Source organism: Kitasatospora sp. NPDC004289 (genome assembly GCF_053602875.1).
In genome coordinates, this window is sequence record NZ_JBSGEL010000088.1 from 1 (window position 1) to 22,294 (window position 22,294).

21 protein-coding genes are annotated in these 22,294 nt (G+C 71.3%); 15 read left to right on the forward strand and 6 right to left on the reverse strand.

Annotated elements, in window-relative coordinates; all coding sequences use genetic code 11:
• Positions 1 to 170: 170 nt before the first annotated feature.
• Positions 171 to 905: a hypothetical protein gene (locus tag ACWEPF_RS35255; RefSeq protein WP_452175781.1), complete on the reverse strand. Its 735-nt coding sequence runs from the start codon at positions 903 to 905 to the stop codon at positions 171 to 173.
• A 318-nt stretch (positions 906 to 1,223) separates the two neighbouring features.
• Between ACWEPF_RS35255 and ACWEPF_RS35260 the strand changes: the two genes are divergently transcribed.
• The 9 genes from ACWEPF_RS35260 (at position 1,224) to ACWEPF_RS35300 (ending at position 11,426) form a co-directional block, all read left to right on the forward strand.
• Positions 1,224 to 2,543, forward strand: a complete 1,320-nt coding sequence (locus ACWEPF_RS35260; RefSeq protein ID WP_452175782.1) for a GNAT family N-acetyltransferase — start codon at positions 1,224 to 1,226, stop codon at positions 2,541 to 2,543.
• Positions 2,544 to 2,653: 110 nt separating this feature from the next.
• A complete protein-coding gene (locus tag ACWEPF_RS35265) occupies positions 2,654 to 4,087 on the forward strand; it encodes a helix-turn-helix domain-containing protein (protein WP_452175783.1) in 1,434 nt (477 codons plus the stop codon).
• 2 nt (positions 4,088 to 4,089) lie between these two features.
• The gene (locus tag ACWEPF_RS35270; protein WP_452175784.1) at positions 4,090 to 4,773 is read left to right on the forward strand and encodes a RibD family protein; all 684 of its coding nucleotides are present in this window, start codon (positions 4,090 to 4,092) and stop codon (positions 4,771 to 4,773) included.
• 1,454 nt (positions 4,774 to 6,227) lie between these two features.
• Complete coding sequence (locus tag ACWEPF_RS35275) at positions 6,228 to 7,652, forward strand: helix-turn-helix domain-containing protein (RefSeq protein WP_452175785.1); 1,425 nt, start codon at positions 6,228 to 6,230, stop codon at positions 7,650 to 7,652.
• On the forward strand, positions 7,649 to 8,554 hold the full coding sequence (locus ACWEPF_RS35280; protein ID WP_452175786.1) for a DciA family protein: 906 nt from the start codon (positions 7,649 to 7,651) through the stop codon (positions 8,552 to 8,554). The genes ACWEPF_RS35275 and ACWEPF_RS35280 overlap by 4 nt, the downstream gene beginning before the upstream one ends.
• 56 nt (positions 8,555 to 8,610) lie before the next feature.
• Positions 8,611 to 9,042 carry a hypothetical protein gene (locus tag ACWEPF_RS35285; protein ID WP_452175787.1) on the forward strand — a complete coding sequence of 144 codons (432 nt, stop codon included), beginning with the start codon at positions 8,611 to 8,613 and terminating at the stop codon, positions 9,040 to 9,042.
• Positions 9,043 to 9,146: 104 nt separating this feature from the next.
• Entirely contained in the window at positions 9,147 to 9,464 is a 318-nt protein-coding gene (locus tag ACWEPF_RS35290) for a DUF6247 family protein (RefSeq protein WP_452175788.1), read from the forward strand.
• Positions 9,461 to 9,808, forward strand: a complete 348-nt coding sequence (locus ACWEPF_RS35295; protein WP_452175789.1) for a hypothetical protein — start codon at positions 9,461 to 9,463, stop codon at positions 9,806 to 9,808. The genes ACWEPF_RS35290 and ACWEPF_RS35295 overlap by 4 nt, the downstream gene beginning before the upstream one ends.
• 142 nt (positions 9,809 to 9,950) lie before the next feature.
• Complete coding sequence (locus ACWEPF_RS35300; protein WP_452175790.1) at positions 9,951 to 11,426, forward strand: hypothetical protein; 1,476 nt, start codon at positions 9,951 to 9,953, stop codon at positions 11,424 to 11,426.
• A 133-nt stretch (positions 11,427 to 11,559) separates the two neighbouring features.
• Here ACWEPF_RS35300 and ACWEPF_RS35305 read toward each other — a convergent pair whose 3' ends face one another.
• The 4 genes from ACWEPF_RS35305 to ACWEPF_RS35320 are packed head-to-tail and all read right to left on the reverse strand — an operon-like array spanning position 11,560 to position 17,436.
• Positions 11,560 to 11,970, reverse strand: coding sequence for a hypothetical protein (locus ACWEPF_RS35305; protein WP_452175791.1), 411 nt, complete (start codon positions 11,968 to 11,970; stop codon positions 11,560 to 11,562).
• On the reverse strand, positions 11,967 to 14,177 hold the full coding sequence (locus ACWEPF_RS35310) for an integrase (protein WP_452175792.1): 2,211 nt from the start codon (positions 14,175 to 14,177) through the stop codon (positions 11,967 to 11,969). The genes ACWEPF_RS35305 and ACWEPF_RS35310 overlap by 4 nt, the downstream gene beginning before the upstream one ends.
• Positions 14,174 to 15,871, reverse strand: a complete 1,698-nt coding sequence (locus ACWEPF_RS35315; RefSeq protein ID WP_452175793.1) for a hypothetical protein — start codon at positions 15,869 to 15,871, stop codon at positions 14,174 to 14,176. Before ACWEPF_RS35315 ends, ACWEPF_RS35310 begins: the two co-directional genes overlap by 4 nt.
• A gap of 35 nt (positions 15,872 to 15,906) precedes the next feature.
• Entirely contained in the window at positions 15,907 to 17,436 is a 1,530-nt protein-coding gene (locus ACWEPF_RS35320) for a site-specific integrase (RefSeq protein ID WP_452175794.1), read from the reverse strand.
• A 1,295-nt stretch (positions 17,437 to 18,731) separates the two neighbouring features.
• Here ACWEPF_RS35320 and ACWEPF_RS35325 point away from each other — a divergent pair.
• The 3 genes from ACWEPF_RS35325 to ACWEPF_RS35335 all read left to right on the forward strand — a co-directional run bounded on the left by ACWEPF_RS35325 (position 18,732) and on the right by ACWEPF_RS35335 (position 20,577).
• A complete protein-coding gene (locus ACWEPF_RS35325) occupies positions 18,732 to 19,367 on the forward strand; it encodes a hypothetical protein (RefSeq protein ID WP_452175795.1) in 636 nt (211 codons plus the stop codon).
• A 107-nt stretch (positions 19,368 to 19,474) separates the two neighbouring features.
• Positions 19,475 to 19,897 carry a helix-turn-helix domain-containing protein gene (locus tag ACWEPF_RS35330; RefSeq protein WP_452175796.1) on the forward strand — a complete coding sequence of 141 codons (423 nt, stop codon included), beginning with the start codon at positions 19,475 to 19,477 and terminating at the stop codon, positions 19,895 to 19,897.
• A gap of 464 nt (positions 19,898 to 20,361) precedes the next feature.
• On the forward strand, positions 20,362 to 20,577 hold the full coding sequence (locus tag ACWEPF_RS35335) for a hypothetical protein (protein WP_452175797.1): 216 nt from the start codon (positions 20,362 to 20,364) through the stop codon (positions 20,575 to 20,577).
• A 64-nt stretch (positions 20,578 to 20,641) separates the two neighbouring features.
• Here the strand turns inward: ACWEPF_RS35335 and ACWEPF_RS35340 are convergent, their stop codons facing one another.
• Positions 20,642 to 20,842, reverse strand: coding sequence for a hypothetical protein (locus ACWEPF_RS35340; RefSeq protein WP_452175798.1), 201 nt, complete (start codon positions 20,840 to 20,842; stop codon positions 20,642 to 20,644).
• 123 nt (positions 20,843 to 20,965) lie between these two features.
• Between ACWEPF_RS35340 and ACWEPF_RS35345 the strand changes: the two genes are divergently transcribed.
• From ACWEPF_RS35345 to ACWEPF_RS35355, 3 genes are read left to right on the forward strand one after another with little or no spacing between them, the layout of a single operon-like run.
• Positions 20,966 to 21,652, forward strand: coding sequence for a hypothetical protein (locus tag ACWEPF_RS35345; RefSeq protein ID WP_452175799.1), 687 nt, complete (start codon positions 20,966 to 20,968; stop codon positions 21,650 to 21,652).
• A gap of 1 nt (position 21,653) precedes the next feature.
• Positions 21,654 to 22,010: a hypothetical protein gene (locus ACWEPF_RS35350; protein ID WP_452175800.1), complete on the forward strand. Its 357-nt coding sequence runs from the start codon at positions 21,654 to 21,656 to the stop codon at positions 22,008 to 22,010.
• A gap of 37 nt (positions 22,011 to 22,047) precedes the next feature.
• Complete coding sequence (locus ACWEPF_RS35355) at positions 22,048 to 22,281, forward strand: hypothetical protein (protein WP_452175801.1); 234 nt, start codon at positions 22,048 to 22,050, stop codon at positions 22,279 to 22,281.
• The last annotated feature ends 13 nt before the right edge of the window (positions 22,282 to 22,294 follow it).

Consider the following 22,294-nt stretch of genomic DNA (forward strand, 5'->3'; position numbering starts at 1 on the left):
TACATAATCTATTATTTTTTTTTGGTTTTCGTGTTTGTATTGTGTGTGAGTGCCCCCCCCCGGGGGCCCCGGGGGGGGGGGGGGGGTGTGCGGGGGGGGGGGGCGCCCCCCCCGCGGCTGGTGGGGTGCTGTTCGGTTCTGGAACCGGGCCGGGCCCGGGGTGGTGCTGGTCAGGCGGCGCGGGCGCGGGTGCGCTTCGGGCCCTCCTCGAGCGGCTCGGTCGGCGTCCCCTTCGGCAGGGTCAGCGGGAAGATCGGGGAGCGCGCGCCGACCAGCGGGGCCTGCCGATCCTTGTCGGCCTCGCCGACCGCCTTCGCGGTGGCGGTCCACTGCTCGGCCCGGCGGGCCGGGGCCGCCTTCGCGCTCCGCTTCTCCGCCTTGAGCAGCCGCTTGTGGGCGGCGAGCAGGCTCAGGCCGTCGCGGCACTTCACCTCGTCGACGCAGATCGCGCAGCTGGCGCGGTGGCGGCTGAGGTTCACGTACACGGTGTCGGCGGTGGCCGGGCTACCAAGTGCGGGGACGGTCGGGGTCTTCACCTTACGCAGGACCTTGGTCGGCCGGCGGGCTGCGACGTCCGCGCTGGCCTCGACCCGCCGCTCCTGCCAGCGGGCCAGAGTCACGTCGATGACGACCAGGCGGTTGGAGTTGCTGCAGCGACGGGCACCGGGGGTGCCAGCGCGCTCGGTGTGGTGCGGGGCGAGCTTCCACTGCTTGGTGCCCTTGGTCAGGGTCAGGGGGCACCAGGTCTGGCAAGCCGGGCAGGCCATGACCTCGGCGCGGTGGGTGAGCTGGACCGAGGCGATGGGGAGCTGCGACACCAAGAGCGCCGGCAGGGCGGAGATGTTGGTCGTGCGGGTCCGGCTCTTGCGCTGCCGGGCGGTGGGGATCGCGGTCGAGGTGGTCATCGGATGCTCCTCGTCAGTGCTGACGGCGGGTTTGCTGCGTCGGTGAGCTCTCAGCTCCTCAGGCCGCACGGAAGATCCCGGCGCCCTGGGGAGCGGACAGCGCATCAGCGCTGATGCAGTCGCATGGGTTTGGTGGAGCTACCCGGCACCCGAACTGTGGGCGGCGACTACGTCGTTCATCAGGCAAAACAGCAGTAGCTATGTCGAGTAGATTGACTACTCATTGCCTGCTGCAATGAAGCTTGCACTCTCCGCGACCCCGGGTCAACCCCCTTCGCCTACATTGACTAGTCATTGGCGACGGGGTAGACATTGACCATGGCAGTCAGCAGCAGGGCACGAGCCCTCTACCAGCGCATCGCGGACAAGATCCGCACCGAGATCACCGATGGAACCCTCGGGCCCGGCGCGCGGCTGCCTACCGAGGGGGAGATCGCGGCCGAGTGGGATACCACCCGGTCGACGGCAGTCCAAGGGCTCAAGGTGTTGGTGAACGAGGGCCTGGTCGTCAGCGACCGACCCCGCGGCTACTTCGTGCGCAGCCGACGCCCCATGGTCTACCGACCCCAGGCGGAGTTCATGAAGCGACCCTTGTCCCCAGAGATGGACACCTTCCTCACGCAGTTGTCCCAGGAGGGCCGTGAGGCCGGGCAGCACATCGAGGTAAGCGTGATCGTCCCGTCGCCGGACGTTCGGAGCCGGCTGCAGCTCAGCGAAGGCGAGTTGGTAGCGGTCCGCCGACGCGTTCGCTTCATCGACGGTGTGCCCTACAACACTAACGACAGCCACTTCCCCCTCGACCTGGTGCAGGGCAGCGAGATCATGAACCCCGACGACATCGCTCGCGGAGCGAACGTCGTGCTCGCAGAGCTCGGACACGAGCAGGTCAGGGCGCTGGACGAGATCCAGGTGCGTATGCCGACCCCCGACGAGGCCGATCGCCTCCAGCTCGGCCCCGGCACGCCCGTGGGAGTTCACCTTTGCACCGGCTACACCGAAGATGGCCGGCCGGTCCGGGTGGTCGTGAACGTCCTGCCGGGCGACCGGCACGTCATCACCTACGAACGCAGCAAGCCGAAGCTGAGCAGCACTCCTGTTGTCCGGGTGGCTCTCCTGGGGGACCTGGACACCGTGATGAACCTGTGGGGCCACGCCGCCGCATGGCTGGCCGATCGGGGCACCGACCAGTGGCAGTACCCTCCGCGCGCCGAACGGATCGCGGAGAACATCGCGGCGGGCGAGTGCTGGATCGTTGAGGACGAGGGTGCGCCGGTGGCGACGATCACCGTGGACGAGCACGCTGATACCGACTTCTGGACTCCAGAGGAGATCGCTGCTCCCGCGCTGTACGTACACCGCATGGTGGTCCGCCGTGATGTCAGCGGCCTGGAGCTGGGCTCGGCCTTGCTCGACTGGGCCAGCAGCCGCGCTGCTGAGCAGGGCAAGGCGTGGCTCCGCCTGGACGCATGGCGCGACAACAGCGACCTCCAGGCGTACTACAACAACCGTGGGTTCACCCACGTACGAACCGTCGATGTGGCCGGCCGAGGCAGCGGCGCCTTGTTCCAACGCCCGGCTGGCTACACCCGCAACGTGGGACCGAAGTTGACGGAGGAGCACAAGCACGATCACTCCTAGAATCAAGCCGGTGACTGCTGGTTCGGTTCTAGTTGCGTGAGGTCGCCGAGTTCCAGACCTGACATGTGGCCAGCGTGCCTGGCCACATTGGCCACAGCCGAGGGGGGCAAATGGGCCAGCGAGCAAGGGAGTTGACACCGGGGGCGTCTCCGCTGCACCGGTGGGGCTACGAGCTGCGCCAGCTGCGCCTGGGTCGTGGCCTGTCCCTGCGCGGGCTCGCGACCCTGGCCAGGGTCGACCACAGCCACCTGGGCCGATTCGAGCGGGCCGAGCGGGTTCCAGACCGTAGCCAGGTCGTCCTGCTCGACTCGGCCCTGGACGCCTGCGGGTCGCTGGTACGCACCTGGGACGGCCTCGGTGGCCAGTTCGGTGATGTGGCCAATCCCGTGGCCCATGTGGCCAACAGCTCGGCAGGTCTAGCTCTGACGCTCCCTCAGCAGGCAGCGTCTGAGGCGGGGATGTCCGTCCCCTGTCGGCTCAAGGACGGGAGCGTGGTCTGGGTGGATCTCGATCGGCGGGCGCTGCTGCGCAGCGGGGTGGGACTCGGCGTAGCCGCGGCGTTCGGCGCCGGGACTCCGGCCGCTGCGGCCGACGAGGCCGGGGTGGCGGAGCTGGCCCGGCGGGCGCGTACGGCGTCCTCGTACGGCGCGACCCCAGTGGAGCATCTGCGGCGTACCCGCCGGCTGCTGATTGAGAGCGACAACGTTCTCGGCCCAGGCCGAGTGATCGGCAGCGTCCTGGAGCACGTCGGCGTGATCCAGGAGCTGCGCCGGGAGGCGAAGGGATCAGACCGGGCCGCCCTGGCGGAGCTGCAGGTGCAGTACGGCGAGCTGGCGTCGTGGCTATACCAGGACCTCGGGGATGTCGCCCGGGCGCAGTTCTGGCTGGACCGGGCTTTGCAGTGGTCCCACACCGCTGGTGACGACGAGTTGACCTCGTATGTGATGGCCCGCAAAGCGCAGCTGGCCACGGACATCGGCGACCTGGACGACGTGGTCGACCTGGCGGAGGCCGCACAGCGGCTGGCCCGGCCGCGCAGCCGGCTGGCCGCCGTCGCACGGACGTACCAGGCGTACGGGCACGCGCTGCGGGGCGAGGCCGCGGAGAGCGAGCGAGTGCTCGACCAGATCCAGCAGTCCCTCGATGTCGCGGCAGCGGATCCGAGCCGGTGGGGATCATGGCTCAACACTGCCTACGTCGAGGTCTACCGCGCACAGAGCCTCCAGGCCCTCTCCCGGCACGGCCAGGCCGCCGACGTGTACACCGGGGCCCTGCGGATACTCCCGGACGGATACCACCGCGACCGCGGCGTCTACCTTGCTCGGCAGGCTGTCGCCCTTGCCGGAGCCGGATCTCCCGAGCAGGCAGCCACGGTCGGGCTGCACGCCCTGGCCGTTGTCGGCGACACCGGCTCCGGACGGATCGTCACCGAGCTGGCCCGCCTGGACCGGGCGCTCGCCGACCGGGACACCGTGCCGGAGGTCGCGGAGTTCCGGGCCGGCTTCGACAACTCCCTGCTCCACCAGACCCGATCGGAAGGCTGAGAATGACCACCCGCCCGTACGTCCTGCTGTCCGCCGCCACCTCGGTCGACGGGTATCTGGACGACGCCAGCGTCGATCGACTGCTGCTCTCCAACGCGGACGACTTCGACCGTGTCGATCAGGTGCGCGCCGAGTCCGACGCGATCCTGATCGGCGCCACCACCATGCGCAAGGACAACCCCCGACTGCTCGTCAACAGTGAGGAGCGCCGGGCCAAGCGGGTCGCCGACGGCAAGCCGGAGTACCCGCTGAAGGTGACCGTCACCGCCAGCGGCGACCTCGACCCCGAGCTCAAGTTCTGGCACTTCGGGGGTGACAAGCTGGTCTTCACCGTGGACTCCGCCCTCAAGCGGGTGCAGTCCGCTCTGGCTGGCCTTGCCGACGTCGTGAGCACCGGCTCCACTCTCGACTGGGGGCAGGTTCTTGACGAGCTCGGCCGGCGGGGCGTGGGCCAGCTGATGGTGGAAGGCGGCGGCACGATCCACACCCAGCTTGTGGCCCAGGACCTCGCGGACGAGATCCACCTCGCCATCGCTCCGCTTCTGGTCGGCCAGCCCGAGGCCCCTCGGTTCCTCGGCTCCGCGGACTACCCCGGCGGCACCACCGCCCGGATGCAGCTCCTCGAGGCCCGGCCCATCGGCGACGTCGTCCTGCTCCGGTACGCACCGAAGGGCCGGGCCGCCTGACGGGCCGCAGCTCTCCGTACTGACGGGCCGTCAGACGGAGATCACTGTCCACAGGCCGAAGCGGCCAGAGTCTGCTGAAAAGCGCAGGGAGGTGTGGGTATGTCCGGTCGTCAGACTGACGCACTGTCAGATCGACACGGTGAAGGTGTGACTACTCCGTGCGTTGTCCACAGGGGTAGGGTGGCCTCGAAAGTGATCCAAAACGAACTTCGCCGCCCGGACCGCAAGGCCCGGGCGGCGGTTAAGTGGAGCGGCGCCCCCTGGCAGGGGCCCGTCCCGGTCGACCACACCTTGGGAGGTGTCGACGTGATGCAGGGTACCCGCAGTGGCGCCCCCTCATACGCGCGGCACCCCGCCGTGGACGCGACCGGTTCGAGGTCGCTCCGGCGGGGTGCCGTCGTCGTATCTGGACACACCTCTCCCCCGAAGGGGGTCGGTGTGACTTAGTCGTCGCGGGGGCGCCGGCCTTTGGCGAGGCCAGCAACCCCAGGGTCGCTACCGGTGGTTCCCGCCACCAGCAGCGGTCTTACGTGATCCGTCCGATGCCTGTCGGACGAGGGCCCGGATCGGGCTCCGGCTTGGCGGCCGGGGCCCGGGAAGGGCGCAGTGCGGTTCGGAGAGAACCAGGACCCCCGAGGGGGTCCGCCTTGCAACTCAACTCGCAACACCGGCTCCCGCAAGGGCGCCGTGCTGTACCGGCTCCCGAAGGAGCCGTCTCGCAACACCCCCGTGAGGGGGCACTACCCGGCTCCGGCGAAGGAGCCGTCTCGCAACACCGGCTCCCGCAAGGGCGCCGTGCTGTACCGGCTCCCGTGAAGGAGCCGTCTCGCAACACCCCCGTGAGGGGGGCATTACCGGCTCCCCCGAGGGGGTGCCGTGCCATACCCGGCTCCTGTGAAGGAGCCGTCACCCCCGACCACGAACGAAGGGAGCTGTTTGCCGAACCCCGCGAGGGGGTCCTGCGGTTGCCTTCCCGGTGGTGCTGGGTCGGCTGTTTGTCAAGCCCGTGAGGGCCGTTTTCCCGCGACGCCCGAGGGGCGCCGTGCGCCCATACCCATGTAGGAGCAGGGAGCGAGTCCATCTTGCAGCAGGTCAGTGCCCCTTTCCAGTCTCGCCGTGGCGGGCCTGTCGATCTTGGTGTCCCCGGTTTGAGCTCGGTCGGAGATTCCGCAGGACGGGAAGTTGCCTCGAACCCGGCTCCGGCCTTGGGATTCGTTGAGGGACGGGTTAGCGGACGGGTTGTCCAGGACGCCGCGCACCTCCTCGAAGATGTGACGCACATCACCCATTCGGGTGACCCTTCGGGTGTCACACGGTCGGGTGCGAACGGATCATTCCCGGCCTCGCCGAGCGTTCCCGGCCAGGCACCGGCAGCCGCCGACTCGCCCTGCGGGTGTGTCGGCCGTCACGCCGATCCGTGTCACACGGGCCGCTTCGGGACGGCCTCTATTGGTGTGAGCCCCTTTTCTCAGGCCGCCGAGACGGCCTCCTCCGCCCTGCCCACCGTCCCTACCACCGCCCTCGTTCCCGGCCCGCGCCAGGAGCCGGCCGACGAGACCTCATCGGCCCCGGCCCCGACGATGAAGCCGACCTGGATCCCGGAGGAGCTGCACCTCGTGTCGGGGGCGGCCGGGCGGATCGTGCTGGACGGCTACTCCTGGATGCAGGCTGTGCACTGGGTCCACGGCGCGGGCCTCTACGTCCCGCCGCCACGTCTGCCGCTGTTCGGTGAGACGACGCTGCGCCTGGCCCGGGTGCTGTCCGAGCTCACCCCCTGCCGCCCCTCCATCGCCCGCCTGATGCGCGAGCTGGGCTGCTCGAAGCGGACCGTGCAGAACCACCTGAAGATCCTGCGGGCGTGCGGCCTGCTGGCCTGGCGCTCGGTCGGCACGCGGCTGCCGATGCTGCCCGGCCAGCTCCGGGTGGAGTGCCGGGCGTCCGAGTACGAGCGCCTGGCCCCGCTCGCCTACGACGAGGCGCTCGGGATCCGCACCGTGGGCGAGGGCCTGGAGCGGCGGATGACCGGGATCTCGGAAGAGGGCCGGAGCCTGATCGGGGAGCTCGGGAAGAAGGCGGCCCGGAAGGTCCGGCGTCGCCGTCGCACCTCTCGTCACAGGAGTGCCGCCCAGCCCGTCGAGACGACGAGTTGCACCCCAATGGTGGGTGGTACCACCCACCTGGTGAGCTCTACCTCCGACGTTGATTGCAAAGCTACGGGCGGGGCCCGTGTCGAGAAGTCAGCCAGCAAGGCGAAGCGAACGGCGAAGCCCTCCCGGGCGGCCGGGCAGGGGCGCCCGACGGTGCTCGGGCAGGCCGTCACCGCGGCGATGGTGGTGGCCGGGGACAGGCTGGCGAAGCTGGCGTACCGGCGAGTGCCGTGGGTGCGCCAGGCCAGCCACGACCAGCTGCGGTGGGTGCTGAACGACCTGGCCGGCCGCGGGTGGAGCGATGCCCGGGCCTTGGCGTGGCTGGGCGAGATCGCGGGCCAGTACGCGGGGGCCGGCCTGCTATGGCGCCCGGAGCGCCCGCACGCGCTGATCGCCCACGCGCTGCGCCAGGAGACCGTCCAGGCCGCCCACGAGGACGAGCTGGCCGCCGAGGCAGCCGCCCGGGTCGAGCCGATGGACAACGTCGAGATGCGCGAGTACGGGCACCTGACCGCACTGTTCGACCTCATGCCGGACCAGGCCGCCGAGCCCGACGTGGCCCCGGCCGGGACCAGCATCGGGCAAGCCTGCATCTACCCGCAGGCCGCCGCCGCCGTGATGGAGGCCGACACCGACGGCGCGTTCGACCGCTACGGCGCCGAGCTCGTCGCCCGGTTCGCGAAGCTCGAGGCCAGCCCGTACGTCCAGCTCCATGCGCGGGCGGGCCGGTGACCGACCAGATGCTCACCGCAGACCAACAGGACCTCGACCTCGATGACCAGGACCTCGACGAGCAGGAGCCGCAGCAGGAGCCGGAGCTCAGCGGCGCGGACCTGGCCCGGATGGCGCTGCAGTCCGCACGCCGGGCCGCCCGCGCCGCCGGGAACGCCCCCACCAAGGGCAAGCAGCCGAGCGCGCTGGACATCGCCCGGGCAGGCCGCACCGCTCGCGAGCCCGCCGGCCTCGCCGCGATCCTGCCCGCCCTGGCAGATGCCCGCGGCTGGGAGCTCGGTACCGCGCGCGGCACACTGCGCGACCGCTGGGCCACCATCGTCGGCACCGAGAACGCGTTCCACTGGGCGCCTGGCGGATTCGACCCCGACACCCGCACCCTGCGGGTCGTCGCCGACTCCCCGGCCTGGGCCACCAAGCTGCGCCTGGAGACCCGCCAGCTGCTCCAGCAGCTCGACCAGCACCTGCCGCCCGGCAGCGTCCGCGCCATCGACGTCCGCATCGGCCGGCCCGAGCTGGACGACCCCGACCGCCCCCACCGCCCGGCCGTCCAGGCGCCGTCCGAGCCCCGGCCCCACCCGCTCGCCGACAGCACCACCTACCAGCAGCTTCGTCAGCAGATGCGCGAACAGCTCCAGACCCGCGAAGCCGAGCAAGAAGAGGAGCGGGTCCGTCGCGAGCAGCTGCTGCGCGAGCACTACGGCTGGCTGCGCGAACCCGAAGACGCCCACCGATTCGCCGTCGACCACCAGGCCACCCAACAGGCCGCCGCCCACGATGCCCACGCCCGCCGCCTGCGCGAATCCCACCGCGCCGCCCTCGCCACCGCCCGCGCCGCCAAGGCCGGAGCCACCCCGCTGCGCCGTACCCGCCGTCCCGCGCCCCGCAGCGGTGCCGCGTGAATCGAACCTGCTCCGAACCGCCTCATCCAGATCCGAGCGGCCACTACCGTGAGCCCGTGACGAAGAAGCGCAGCGCCCGCAAGAGCACGGCCAACCGCGAGCAGGCACGCCGTCGAAGCCTCCAGGCCAGCTACCCGTTCTACGTACCAATCTCCCAGGGAGAGGCCGAACGTGAGCTTGGGGTCGAACGGGCCGCAGAACTGCTCGCTCTTCACAACGGCCCTCTCCAACGTGCCGATGTCGAGCTGGACAAGCTGTTGCGCAGCGGGTCATTCACCATGATCGACACCGAGTATCCGCAGGGCCGCACGTGGACGATGCCGGACTACCTCGTGGACTGGAACGAGGACCAGGCCGCCGAAGCGGTCCGCAACGGCGACGAATACAGCCCGCTCACCCAAGCTGACCTCATCGAGACCCTGCACGAGTGGCATCGCAGCGGCGCCGTGATGCTGAACCGTGACGTCGTCATCGAGTGGGCGCCCTGACCTTCCGCAGGGTGATCCACCCCAGGACCGAGACCGCCCTCGCCCCACTACCGTCGAACCCGCGGACCGCTGCCCCAAGCAGCATCCACCAAGAGGAGGACAGGTTGACCACCCACCCCGACCCCATCACCCCCACCCCGGCCAGGCCGGCCACCCTGCACGAGCTGCGCACCGCGCTCTCCCGCTACGGCCTGCCCGGCGACCGGGACCAGTTCGAGCAGGACCTGGCCGCCGCCCTCGACACCTCCCCGATCGGCGACCTCGCCGCCGTCACCGAGGTCATCGCCACCTACCGCCACCGCCTGGTCCTGCGCACCGACGAGAACGCCATGAACTCCCTGGCCGCGCCGATCGGCGGCCAGCACTGGACCCCGGCCGGCGACGTCTTCGCCCAGCTGCGCGCGGCCGGCGGCGACCGGTGACCGACCAGTCCCAGCAACCGGCTCCGCTCCACGTCTTCCTCTCCGACGCCGCCACCCAGATCCTCGCCGGACTGCGGCCCGGCGAGCTCGATGCGGTGGAGAAGCTGATCGAGCGCCTCGCGATCCACCCGCGGCTCGGTATCCCGGTGCCCGGCGGCACCGACCCCGAGGTCGACGACTACACCGCCCGCACCGACCCGGCCTCCGACACCGGCGACCGCATCAGCGTCGTCTTCCCTGTCAAGTCAGCATGTTGGGCTGAGCTTGTCCCGAGGGCGGGTGGCCCAAGCCGTGATCAGCAAGTATCTATGGCGCGGAGCCACCCTCTGGAGCTGCAGTACTGACTTCGGCTTGTCAGGGTGACGTTGGGGGTCGAGGGTCAGGCCTGTGCCGGCTATGAAGCCGTCCTCGGCTGATTCCGGAGCGGTCACCTCCAGCGCCGGAAATCCGCTGGCCACGGCCGCCCCCGGCGGCCAAACTGCACCGGTGAACTCCCTGACCACTTCTCGTGGCCCACTCCGCCTGGCGCCGCCGGACCCACGCAGCGAGTTCCTCGTCCCCGACTTCGAGGACATGGAGGAGCTGATCGCCGAACTGGTCGTGCCCGCGAACGCACCGATGGCCGTGATGAGCGCCCTGGGGACCAGCCGTGAACTGCTCCGGTTCTCCTTCTACCGGTACGAGTTCGCCACCGTCGCGGTCACCCACTCGCTGGTCGCGCTGGAGCTCGCCCTCACCGAGCGGCTGGCCGACCGCGGGCCACTGCCGGACCTGGTCGAGCGGGCCGCGGCGGAGGGCCACCTCACGACGGACCTCGCCGGTGCGCTGGACCGAGCGCTGGGGCTGCCCAGCGATCTCGCCAGGGGCGAGCGGACGAGCGCCGCGTGTCACCCCAGCCGCGCAGTCACCAGCGTCCGGGCCGTCTTCGACGCGGTGGCCGCACTTCTCGGGCCAGTGGCGGAGCCAGCGGACCCGGACGATGACTCCCTGGTCCGGCTGCGGGACGAACACCGGCACATGCGGTTCCCGCCGGGCTTCCAGGGCGCGGAGCCGGCCGGGGTGGATCTGGTCCACGTGGATCTCTGGGTGGCCGGCCTCGTCGACCGCGAACTGAAGGACACCCTCGACGAGACCTGGACGGGCGAGCTCTGGGGCTCCATCAACGCCCTCGACAAGGCCATACCCCTGATGCACGAGCCCTACTGCGCTTCCTACTTCACCAAGCTACGGAGGTTGGCGATGGCCGTCGCCGAACGCCATGTCCCCGGGGCCGTCGGAATGCCGCGAGGGACCGAAGGCCCGGTCGAGCGGGAGCCGGAGCAGGCGGACCGCGACGGCCGGGAGTCCCTGGTCGAGGCGTTCCCGCACGAGCTCGCCGCCGATGCCCGCGCCGTGCTCGCACTCCTCCCGAAGGCGAAGCACCGGTCTTGCACCTTCACGGTCCGGGTCGGAGCGGAGGACCTTGCCATCCCCTCGCGGATCTACCACGGCGAACTGCCATCCACTACGGTCGAGTTGCTCCCGCCTCAGCAGCGTCAGCTGCTGCACTGCCTCTACACCCGCCACCACGACGGCCGGGTCAGACAGCGCCACCTCGCGCAGCTCCTCACCTCCACGGCCCCGTGGGTGGCGCCCTACACCGTGCAACTGCTCGGCGAGTACGTGCTGGAGATCCTGACCGATCTCCGGGACGGTTACCGGGAGTTGCTGGTGCCGGGATCTGAAGGCCACTCCGTGTACGGGCAGTTCGTGGTGGACAATCCGGAGTTCTTCGCCCGCACCGAACGCCGCGTAGTGAGCTACTGGAACGAGTACCACCGCCGGTCCTGGTACGCCGACTTCCGGGGCTACCCCGGTGGCACCGCGCTCGACCACCTGCGCGACGCCGCCTCCGACCAGGCCCGCCGCCGCTGGCCCGACCACACGCCCGGCCGGCGCACCCGCCTGGACGGCTACTGCTGAACCCTCGGAAGGGAGTTTGAGTCGGGCCGCCTGCCGCAGCAGGTGTTCCCGCTCAGCCAGGTTGGGCGCCCGGCAGGCCGCCTCGGTCCGGCGGGTGACGGTTGGCCAGCACACCGTGCAGTCCACATGCCGGTCAGCGGCCTGTGCCGGGCCGAAGTGGCGTGACGTTGGTTGCCTTGCCGCTGAGCACGTCGCGGAGCTCTTGGTTCTCGAGGGTGAGCCTGGTGTTCTCCGCGAGGAACCCTTGCACGTCGGTTTTGAGCTGGGCGATCTCATCGTTCTTGTTCGCGATGGTCGTCTTGAGGGTGACAATCTTCGCGCGGAGACGGGTCTCGACCTCGGGGATGCCGCCGCGAGTTTTGACGTGTTCGTAGAACTCGTTCTTTAGGTCGAGGTGACGCTGGGTCAGAGCGTTCCTGGGGACGTCGGCTTCGATGGCCAGGGCGACGATGGTCAGGGCCCCGTTGGAGCGCTCGGGGGTGCCGGTGAGGATGCGGTCCATCGCGGCGCGGATGCGGTCGCGCTCGTCGGGGGCGGGGCTCATCGGCTCTCCTCCTGGAGGGTGAAGCGGGTTCGGTCATGATCGTCAGCGCGTTCGCGCAGCCGGGTGGCGGTGGCGTACCAGCGGTCGGCGAGCGGGCCGGGGCTCCGGGCTGCTTTTCGGTCGAGCTGGTCGGCGCGTTCGCGCAGGTGGGTAGCGTGTTGGTCGGTGCGGACGGTGTTGCCGCAGCCGGGGACGCACTGGTCGAGGCTGGGCGTGTCGCGCTGGTCGTCCTTCGCGCACAGGGCCCGGTCTCGCCGGTAGAGGCAGAGTAGGAGGGCGTTCGGGTTGTCGTAGAGGACGCTGCCGTCGCGGGCCAGGTGCCGGCGGGCGGCGGCGTGCTTGCGGGAGAAGCTGGCTCCGACCAGAGCGCCCTGGAAGACCGGGCCGTTGGCGGCCGCGAGGATGGCCTGGCGGGCTGCGGGTCCGGAGATGGCTTCGCCGGCCTGGATGCGTTCGAGGAGGTCGGCGGCGGTGTCGGCGGTGGCCAGGGCGGTCTCGATGTCCACGAGGGCGTGGATCCCGCCGCGGCTGCGATTGCCGTAGCGGCCGGACTCGTCGGTGTTCAGGACGGTGCGCATGTGGCCGTACTGAACGGCGAGGGCGACCAGGCCGCCGGGGCGGCGCGCGATGTGCCAGGCCAGGGTGCGTCTGAATCGCGCGGTCCCGATGCTGCCGTGCGGGTCGGCAGCGATGATCTCGCCGGGCAGGTCCTGGGTGCGCGCCTCGCGGTTGGCCCAGGCCACGAAGTCCTCGATCCGCTCGGCGAGCGAGCCGTTCCTCAGCGATCCGGTGCGGTAGACGGCGTGGGTGGGATTGTGGAGGGCCGCGTTGAACAGCAGCTCGCCGTCGGGCACGATCCGCTCCAGCACGCGGATGGCGTTGACCACGGGCGTGATGGCGACCCAGGGGACGGGACGCTCGGCGCCGCCGGGCAGGTAGTGGCCGGTGTCCGGGTCGGTGGCGTTCTTGTAGTGGTTCCCACGGATCAGCAGGTGCGGCTCGTCCTCGTCCTCGCCGACAGCGACGTCCTCGGGACGGACGCGCAGCACGTGCCGGGCCGGCGCTGCGGTGGAGCCGGTGTCCGGGTCTGGGCAGCAGCCCGCGCGCAGGCCGAGGATTTCCTGGGGACGGGCGCCCGTCAGGTAGGAACAGACCACGAAAGCGGCTGTGACCAGGTGTTTGAGCAGGGTGTCGGCTTCGGTGTAGTCCACGGCCGTACGCCAGGGGCGGCCGGCGATGCGGCCGGTGACCGGCACCTCGAGCGGGCAGGGGCCGGGGCTTGCCTCGACCAGCGCGGCCAGGTCCAGTTTCTTCCAGGCGCGCTGGACGTGTTGCAGGGTGGCGCCGGTCGTCGCCGCGACGTAGGCGCGGGCCAGGACGGGCTTGCCGTCCCGGATCGCGGCCGGCAGCGGGGAGCCGGCCGCGATCCGCTCGGCCAGGTAGGCGTTGAGCGCCTGGCGCCCGGCCGGCGTGGCCTGCTGGGCCCGGGCGGTGTCCCTCAGGCGGCGGGCCTCGGCGTGCGCGGCAAGGATGTCGTCGGCCAGGTCCTCGACGAGACGGATCGCCCAGACCAGCAGCGGGCCCATCGTCTCCTCGGCCAGGACCTCCCGCGCATTCTCCCCGCCCGTCGTCGTGGCGGCGGGCAGGTAGTCGTCCATGCCCACCTCGTCCCACGGCGGGCGGGCGATCCCGGCAGGGTGCCCGGTGAGCTGGTCGAACGCCCACAGCCGCGTCAGCGCGATGAGCTTGGCCTGCGTGTCGCGGCGCCCGGTGCCCGCCTCGAGCAGCTGCCGGCCGTACTCGTGCAGCACCGTCCGGTCGCAGTCGGCCAGCGTGTCAATCTGCCGCTTCGCCAGCCAATGGGACAACCGCATCCAGGCCCGGACGGTGTCCTGAGTGGGGACGGGCGCGATGCGGGTGCGCATCCTGGTCCCGCGTTCCCGCACGAAGCTGTTGCGCAGCTCCCGGTTCAGCAGTGTCCACGCGATCAACCGCAGCGGGGCCCGGAAGGGCTCCGCGCAGGAGTGCCAGTCGATCGACATGAGCTGCTGGCTGGGATTGTCGATCAGCGGGGCCAGGGACCACACCGTGTCGCCGAAGCGGCTGTTGAGATGGGAGTGGCGGGCGACGACCAGGCGCTCCGGAACGACGGGAGTGGTAGGGGCGGGCACCGCCAGGACGTCGCGGCCGACTTCGGGGGTGGTCACGGGTTCAGGTCTCCGTTCAGCAGGTCGTCGACGATCTCCCGGTCCGCCGCCGTGATCCGGCCCCGCGCACCCCTCCAGGCCCCCTCGCCGACCTTGCCCTTCAGATCCTCCAGGCGGGAGTGGGCATCGCTCCAGTCCCGCTCCCACACGGCCCCGGCAAGAGCGGAGCGGGCGTTGCCGAGCGCCTGGTGGAGGTAGACCAGCCGCGGGTGGTGGTCGGCGTGGACGCGGGCGTTCTCGCACCCCAGGCAGATCAGGAACGACGCGCCGCACCGTCCGTCGGGCAGCGGGGCCGGGCCGTTCTCGGCCCCGGAGCAGTCGGCGGTGGCGGTCTCCCGGTGCCCGTGGTCGCGCTCGGCGGCGATCCGGGCGGTCAGCTCCACCCGCCGGCGGGCATGCTGCACGGCGGCCGCCGCCCCTGCCGCGACCACCGGCGCCGCCTCGCACTGGACACGCTGGTCGGGCAGCACGTACCGGCGCTCGTGGGTCGCCAGGGTGTGCTGGGACGGCTCCCGGCGCTCCACCACCACGGTGCGCCGCCCACGGGCGAACGGCGCACCGGTGCCCGCCTGCTTGCCCCAGTCGACCGCGTCGCTCTTGCCCAGGCCAAGACGCACGGGTCCCGCACCGAGGCGGCGCTCGGTCACGCCCGCTGCCCGCTGCGGGTAGTGGGTGCGCCAGGCCACCAGACGGTCGGTGCCGGGCACGAGGTCCTCGGCCAGGGCCCGGGCAAAGCGGGTGGCCCGCAGCGCCTGGGTGATCAGCCGGCCCGGGGAGCCGGCACCCGAGTCGGCGGCGTTCACCGTCTCGAACCGGCCGCCCCTGTGCTTGCGGACCTGGACCCGGTAGGTGGGCCGCCCGTCCAGGCCGGGATCGGGCGCGGCCCGAGGTGTCGGCATCTCGTTGATCACCGACAGGTTCAACGCGAACTGGGCCATCAGCAGCACGCCCAGGGCGGTCGCCTCCATCCGATCCAGGAACAGGCGCTTCCACGTCGTCTCGGCCACCGACCCGCCCACCGCCCGCACGTAACGGCGCTGCAACTCCCCATCGCGGTTGCGCGGCAGGTCGCCGGTGCGGGCGAGGAGGTCCAACGCCTCGCCCAGAGCCCACTCCGGGCCGGCGGCCTCGAACTCGCCCCGGCGCCACCGCTCCAGGTGCTCAGCGTTCTCCTCGATCCGCAGCAACGCGGCCCGGAACGTGCGCCTCGCCTGCTCCCGGATCCGGTCGAACTGCTCGGGCGCGTACGACTCCACCTTCGTCGGCAGCACGGGAACACGGCGGGTGAGCTCCTCGAGCACCGGGCCCGAGTGCAGGCGCGCGTCCTCGCGAAGCAGGCCGGCCACGTTCCGAAAAGCCCCGCGGCCGCTCGGGGTGTGCTTCTCCTGCTCCCACCAGGCCTTCACCGACGCTGCGGAGATCTCGTCCACGTCGCGGGGAGGGCGGGCGCGCCGCGCCAGGAACGCGGTGAACATCCGCAGGTGTCGGAACATCAGGTCCGCGGTCTCGTGAGCGCCCCAGCCGCGGCTGCGGGCGGCGAACAGCGCGGCCAGGGAGCGCTGGAAGGCTTCGGGAGCCGCGAGGGCGGAGAAGTCGAAGTCCCGCTGCCGGCCGTCGCGGTCGCGGTGGTGCACGACAAGGCCGGTCAGCGGTTCCAGGATCGGCGGTGCGCTGTAGCCGGCCGGCGGCAGCACCGCCCTCCTGCCCCTGCCGCCCTCGCCCGCCGGGCTCACCAGGCACCCTGCGCCGCCGGGACCAGGCGGCTGTCGATATCCTGGATCCCGTCCGCCTCCCGGGCCACCCGGGCGAACAGCGCGTCCAGGTCCGGCAGCGGCGCCGACAACGGCTCCTGGACCTCGGCCAGCAGTGACTCCAGCTGCAGGTGCCGCACCGGCGCGAGATACGTGTCGACCGTGACCTGCCGCGTGGCATGCCCCAGCAGCCCCTGCACCAGATGCCACGGATCGCCGTAGAGCAGGGCGAAGTCCCGGCGCTCCGCCGGGCTCAGGCCGAAGCGCCGGTCCAGCAGCGAGTTCAGCACCACCAGCATGAACAGGGCCATGCTGTGCCGGGCACCGTGCACCGTCGCGTACGGGGCGTACACCCGGTGCGGATCGGCCCGCAGGTCCGCCGACGGCTCCAGCGCGATCCGGCAGCGCTGGTTGGCGGCGCGGAACACCGCCTCCCACGAATGCGGCTGCAAGGGCAGCCCCGCCTCGTTCAGCCACAGCCACAACGGCTCCGGACCGTCCGGACCCTCGGTGAACAGCAGCATCCGCTCCTGCCAGGTCAAAGAATCCAGCAGCCGCTCGAAGACCGTCCCGGCCCGGTCCGCCCAGCGAATCCTGCGCCTGGGACCCCGGGTCACCTCGATCACCAGCCTCATGCCCGCCAACCTGTCGTAGCGCCCCGCCACCTGGGCCTTGCGCACCGCCCAGGCCCGGGAGGACTCCACGTACGACTCGACGTCACGTACAGCCTCCGCCGAGGCATAGAACGTCCGGGACGCCTTCGACCGGGTCACCGCCCCCGACACCCGGCCCCGGCAGTACCGGCTCCCGCCCAACCGGTTGCCGGGGACCTCGAACGTCAGCAACGACCCGCCCTCCTGCCGGCGCAGCCCCGAGGAAACCAGCAGCCGCACGAACGCGACATTGCGATCCTCCAACCGGCCCAGCCAGCCCGCCTCGACCGCCCCGTCCCGGGTATGGCCCCGCAGGCCGATGTCCGTCCACAACCGCCACGTACGGGGCGTCAGCCAGCGCATGTCCGACGCCATCGGCTTCATCAGCCCCTCGGGAACTTCCCGCGTCCCCCCGTACAACCCCGCAACCTGGCGCATCGTCACCGGACTCGCGACGACGTACCCCTGCCTGCCGGCCCACCGGTACAGAGCCGAGAACGCCGCCAGCTCCCTGTTCCACTTCGACGAACCCACCAGGGCCGGGTTGGCCGGCGCCTCCAGCCGCCAGCTCCGGAAGTCGTCCAGGTCCCTCTCACGGGCGTCCGTCCAGAGCCGATTCCTCCCGGACAGGAACGTCAGCAGCAGGGCGATGTCCGTCGCGTAGTTCCGCCTCGTCTCCCGCTCGTACCCGCGGAACACCGACGACTGCCCGAACCGGCACAACAGCGGATCGATCCGGTAGTCCGGCCCCACGAACACCGCATCCCCGGGTCGCATCTCCCAGCCGTCCGGCCCGGGAGAGCCCGTGCCGGTCAGCCAGTCCCTGCCCACCCAGAACACCCGCCACCGCGACATCGGGCACCCCTCACGTAGCGCTTCAACACGCTGACGCTAAAGGGAAGTCGTCTACCGGCTGCACGAGACCATGGGCTCGGTCTTCGTGACGTGGATCATCGCCGGACCCTGACCACCCGTCAGCACCGCTCCGAAAAATGGCCTGGCCCCTCACGCTCGAATCGTGAGGGGCCAGGCCATCAGCGTACGGTGCCGTGCTCGGATGGACTCATGGTTCATTTCAGGGGCGCCTCAGTCACCAAAATGAACCATGAGTCCATCGGCCTCCCCTCGCTCTCCCCACCCCGGCAGGTGGCCGTAGCTGCCCTACCGGACGGCCGGGTACGGGCGGCAACCCGGCCACCGACGCGGCCCGCCGGCCCGGGCCTGGCTGGGCGCGGCGTGCTCCGCCCCCGCACCCGTGGCCAGCGCCCGGATGCGCTGGACCATCCTGCTGCCGCCTGGACTGCGCCATCGACGCTGCGCGCCGACAGCGCACCGGCCGGGCCGCGGGCGGCCCGACCTGTCCAGTTGCCCTTCGACCTGGTGGCGGGCGACCGTGTCGCTGTGGCCGCCTGCCGCACCGGCCTGCCCCGGGCGCGACGTCCTGCCGCCACGGGGAGCGGACCCAGGTCACTGCCCACCTGCACGAGATCGCGAGCGCCACCAGGACAACCAGCAGGACCGGCCCGCCTACGTGGACCTGCAGCCCGGCCCCGAACCGTGACCACCGGGCCAGCCCCGCACGGGCGCCCGCCTGGTGATCCATGAGCACGGAAAGGGCCCTCCAGGGCCCGGTCGCGGCGGCAGCCGCGATTTCGTGATCGGCGCGGTAAGGCCAGCCGACGGCCCTGCCAGCAGGGCCAAACCGAGTCCGGCCCGGGCAGCGGAAGCGGCACGGATCCGCTGCCCGCCGGAGGCGACGCCCCGAAGAAAGCAGCAGGTCAGCGGTCTGGCGGCCGCCTGCTGTGACCTGCCCCAGCAGAAGGGGAACCCTCCGCGTGCCGGTTCTCCCGCTGGCGCGGGAGCATGAGAGATCCACTTTCGGGATCCGGACAGAAATAGTGGCCCTGACCTGCGGAAACGCCCATTTTGTACTGCTGATTGTTTGGCCCTGGCCAGCAGGGCCAAACAATCAGCGGTTTGGCACTGCTGGCCAGGCCAAACCGGCCGAGGTTATCCACAGGCTCCCGGGCCTAGCGTCGGGTGCAGCCAGGCGACTCGCCGAGGCGGTTTGGCCCTGACGGTAGGGCCAAAGCACTATCACCCGTGATAGTGTCCTGGTGACATTGGATCAAGGAACCTGGAGAGCGCCGATGGCTGACAAGCCCAAGCTGGGCTACGGCGAGCAACTGGTCACCCGGCTCGACGGCCGGGGGAACGTCGTCTACTCGGTGCAGAAGATCTCGGGCCGCACCTTCGCGGAGTCCGATACCACCAAGGGCTACACGACCGACGCCCCGCTGATGATGCTCACCCTCGCCCAGATGGACATCCCGCAGACCTGGATGCGGACCTGGTGCACTCTGGTCGGCTTTCAGCAGATGAGCGGCAAGGCGCCGCGCCGGGCCCCGCTCGGCATGGTGAAGACCACCCACCGCGACATCAGCGCCGCCTCCGGCGTCTCGCGGACCTACGTCGGCGAGTCCCTGCTGTACTTCAACGAGATCGGCTGGCTGCGGACCGCGCGCCGCTCGGTCTACCAGCTGAACCCGTTCCTCACCTTCGCCGGCTCCAGCGCCGACCAGGAGCTGGCCCAGGACCTCTGGGTGGCGGAGGTGCCCGAGTTCCTCATGCCCGGGCCCGAGTTCGCCGCGGCGTGGCGCAAGGAGCGCCGCGAGGAGCAGCGGTCGGTGGCCAAGGCGGCGAACGTCGTCGCGCTGGGCTCGAAGGCGCCGAAGAACGAGATGCCGGCGCCCGAGAAGAAGATCCGGGCCGTCCGGAGCGCCTGAAGCGGGAGAGGCCCGCTCCGTTGCACCGGAGCGGGCCTACCCTGACATTGGATGCTCAACGTATCAGCAGCTGGTGGGCGTTGTGCGCCCCTGACCGAGGACTCCAGATGACGACCACCCGGTACGTCCCGCCGATCCCGACCGCGGAGTATGTGACCATCAGCCGTGAGGCGCTGGCCGTTCTCAGCCTGGTCGAGCTGACCGCCAACAGCTTCCGCCTGATGCACACCCTGCTGGCCTACCAGGACCCGGAGACCGGATGCGCCGGCCTCTCCCAGGCCGAGATGGGAACCCTGCTCGGCCTGAGCGCGCCGAGCGTCAACCGGTCCGTGAAGCAGCTGGCGGACAAGGGCCTGGCCTGGCTCCTGGAGCCCGGTGTCTACCAGATCCACCCGCTGCTGACCGGCGGCAAGATGCGGGCCGGCCTGGCCGCAGTGCCCCGGATCGAGTCCCTCGACCCCGAACGGTTCGGCGAGCGGCTGCGACAGCGCTACGAGGGGCAACTCGCCAACCTCGGCATCGGCGCGTAGGCGGGGACAGCCAGCAGCGGCCCGGACAACCGTCCGGGCCGCTGTCGTTTGGCCCCACCAGCAGGGCCAGAGCACTACCACCGGTGATAGCGGTTTGGCCCCGTCAGCGGTGCCAAAGCGGTGCCTCATCCTGACGGGAGGCCCGCGCTTGTTCTTGGCCCTGCTGGCAGGACCAAAGCACTATCACCGGTGGTAGCGGTTTGGCCCTGCCAGCAGGGCCGGCCGATATCGCCTGGCTGGTCCGCTGGTCGGCCCCCGGTCATGCCGTACCGGGCCGAGCCCCCGGCCCCCTTGCCCCGCTGTCCCGCATGTCCCGGTCCAGATGAGGCTGGTAGCAGAGACTTGACCGCTCTGTTCTGGAGATCTGAAACAACGACGTGGCTCTGGCCACCAGGGCCAGAGCACTATCACCGCTGATAGCGATCTGGCCCTACCGGCAGGGCCGGAGCTGCGAGACTGTGATCATGACCGACCGCCGACCGCTCTCGATGCCCGCCTTCTCCGAGTCCACCACCGACGCTCCCGCTCCCGCCCAGGTAAGCGGCCGCCGGCTGCTGCCCATCGAGCAGGGCGCCGACTTCCGCCAGCCGCCCGGTGAAGCCGAGTCCGCCCCGGCCCCGGCCCGCCGCCCGCTCGGCGCCGGCGGCCTGACCTTCTCCGACCCCGACCGGCAGATCTGACCCGGCCCCGGTCGGTGACCACCAGCTCGGCGACCGACCGCTTCACCATGGTCACGTGCTGCGGTCAGTCGATGTCGCCGGTGAGGGCTGCGATGACCGTCCCCGCGAGCGCGGCCGCCTCCCGTTCGGTGGCCCTCAGCACCCGTTGCTCGCGGTTGATGACGTGCTCTTGCTCCCAGCGCTGCAGTGCCTGTGCGTCGGCGATCCGCAGCCCGGCAACCGATTCGGCGCCGTGGGGTGTCTTCGCCGTTCCCGGCCCGACCACCTGGCCCGACCCCGGCCCCGGGGGCGGCCAACAACCTCTACGGCGAACAGTCACAGGTGTCGTTGCCGACACAGGGTGACTTCCCGCGTGACTTTTTCGATCACATGTTCGAGAGTGGGGGTTGTGGACGCAGCCCTCGCCGCCCTCGCCCCCCGTCTCCAGCTCGCCCAGCCCGGCACGACGGTCCCCGTGCTGCCCGCCCTCGCCGAGCTCCTGCCCGCCCGCGGCCTGCAGCCCGGGCAGGTGGTCTCGGTGACCGGGGGCGGCACCGCCCTGGTGCTCGCCTTGGCGGCCGCCGCCACCGTGGCCGGCTCCTGGACGGCCACGGCGGGCTTCGAGAGCCTCGGCCTAGTCGCGGCCGCCGAGATCGGCCTCGACCTGGAGCACCTGGTGGTGGTCGAGGGCGCGGGTGAGCGCTGGCCGGAGGTCGTCACCGCGCTGGCCGACGGCGTCGCGGTCCTGCTGCTGCGCACCGACGGGCGGGTGCGGCCGCAGGTGGCGGAGCGGCTGGTGACGGTGACCCGCAAAGCCGGCTGCGCGCTGGTGGTGGCCGGCGAGTGGCCGGGCGCGCGGGTCCAGCTCGGCGTCATCGCCCGCTCCTGGGAAGGCGTGGGCCAGGGCCGTGGCCGGTTGAAGGCCCGCCGGCTGACGGTGCGAACGGGCGGGCGGGGCGGCGCGGCCCGCGAGCGCGACGTCCAGCTGTGGCTGCCGCACGCCGACGGCTCGATCCGCACCGTCGAACCGGACCGCCAGCACGGTGGTGGCCGCTCGGCGGCGGGTGCGGTGCGCGGCCCGCTGGCGGTGGTGTGAGATGACCCGGCGTCAGTACCTGTACGCGGGCGAGCCGGTGGTCGCCCGGCCGTACTGCCGCCCGCACCACCCGTCGTACGTCGAAGGGGATGCCGAGCAGCCCCCGCCCGAGCTGATGTCGGGGCCGGGGCGCTCCCGGCACGCGCAGCCGCGCTGGCGGTGGGTGCGGATCCGGATCGGCGGCCGGTGGCTGCCCGGCCGGGTGGACAGCTGGCGCCTCCACGAGGGCTCCAGCGGCTGGGTGGTCTCGGTGCGCTGGGGCCCGGACATCATGAGCTGGGGCTGGTACTGGTACGACCCCGCGGCGATCGAGCCGACGCCGCAGCCGACCGATCCGGGCGGCCCAGCGAGCTGGTAGAGCACCGGGCGGGGGCGGGGCGAGGGACGATGGAGGGGTGAGCAGCCGTGCCCCGCTCTACCGCCAGGGCGACGTCCTCGAGGAGAGCGCCGCACCGGAGCGGCGCCTGCTCGTCCTCGGCGTCGGCCACGAGACCTACTGGCTGCGCGCGGTTGCCGGCCACCGGGAGGGCGAACCGCTGGAGGCGGCGTGGGCGATCGAGGGGTGCGAGGCTGCCACCCGGTGCCTGGAGCACCTCTGGCCGGTCGACCCGCGCACCGTCCCCGGCTGACCGGCACGGCGAC

What these genes read in the sequence shown, in the direction of transcription:
- ACWEPF_RS35255 (WP_452175781.1), bottom strand. Translation starts at nt 905, where the DNA reads ATGACCACCTCGACCGCGATCCCCACCGCCCGGCAGCGCAAGAGCCGG.
- ACWEPF_RS35260 (WP_452175782.1), top strand. Translation starts at nt 1,224, where the DNA reads ATGGCAGTCAGCAGCAGGGCACGAGCCCTCTACCAGCGCATCGCGGAC.
- ACWEPF_RS35265 (WP_452175783.1), top strand. Translation starts at nt 2,654, where the DNA reads ATGGGCCAGCGAGCAAGGGAGTTGACACCGGGGGCGTCTCCGCTGCAC.
- ACWEPF_RS35270 (WP_452175784.1), top strand. Translation starts at nt 4,090, where the DNA reads ATGACCACCCGCCCGTACGTCCTGCTGTCCGCCGCCACCTCGGTCGAC.
- ACWEPF_RS35305 (WP_452175791.1), bottom strand. Translation starts at nt 11,970, where the DNA reads ATGAGCCCCGCCCCCGACGAGCGCGACCGCATCCGCGCCGCGATGGAC.
- ACWEPF_RS35320 (WP_452175794.1), bottom strand. Translation starts at nt 17,436, where the DNA reads ATGTCGCGGTGGCGGGTGTTCTGGGTGGGCAGGGACTGGCTGACCGGC.
- ACWEPF_RS35325 (WP_452175795.1), top strand. Translation starts at nt 18,732, where the DNA reads ATGGCTGACAAGCCCAAGCTGGGCTACGGCGAGCAACTGGTCACCCGG.
- ACWEPF_RS35330 (WP_452175796.1), top strand. Translation starts at nt 19,475, where the DNA reads ATGACGACCACCCGGTACGTCCCGCCGATCCCGACCGCGGAGTATGTG.
- ACWEPF_RS35335 (WP_452175797.1), top strand. Translation starts at nt 20,362, where the DNA reads ATGACCGACCGCCGACCGCTCTCGATGCCCGCCTTCTCCGAGTCCACC.
- ACWEPF_RS35350 (WP_452175800.1), top strand. Translation starts at nt 21,654, where the DNA reads ATGACCCGGCGTCAGTACCTGTACGCGGGCGAGCCGGTGGTCGCCCGG.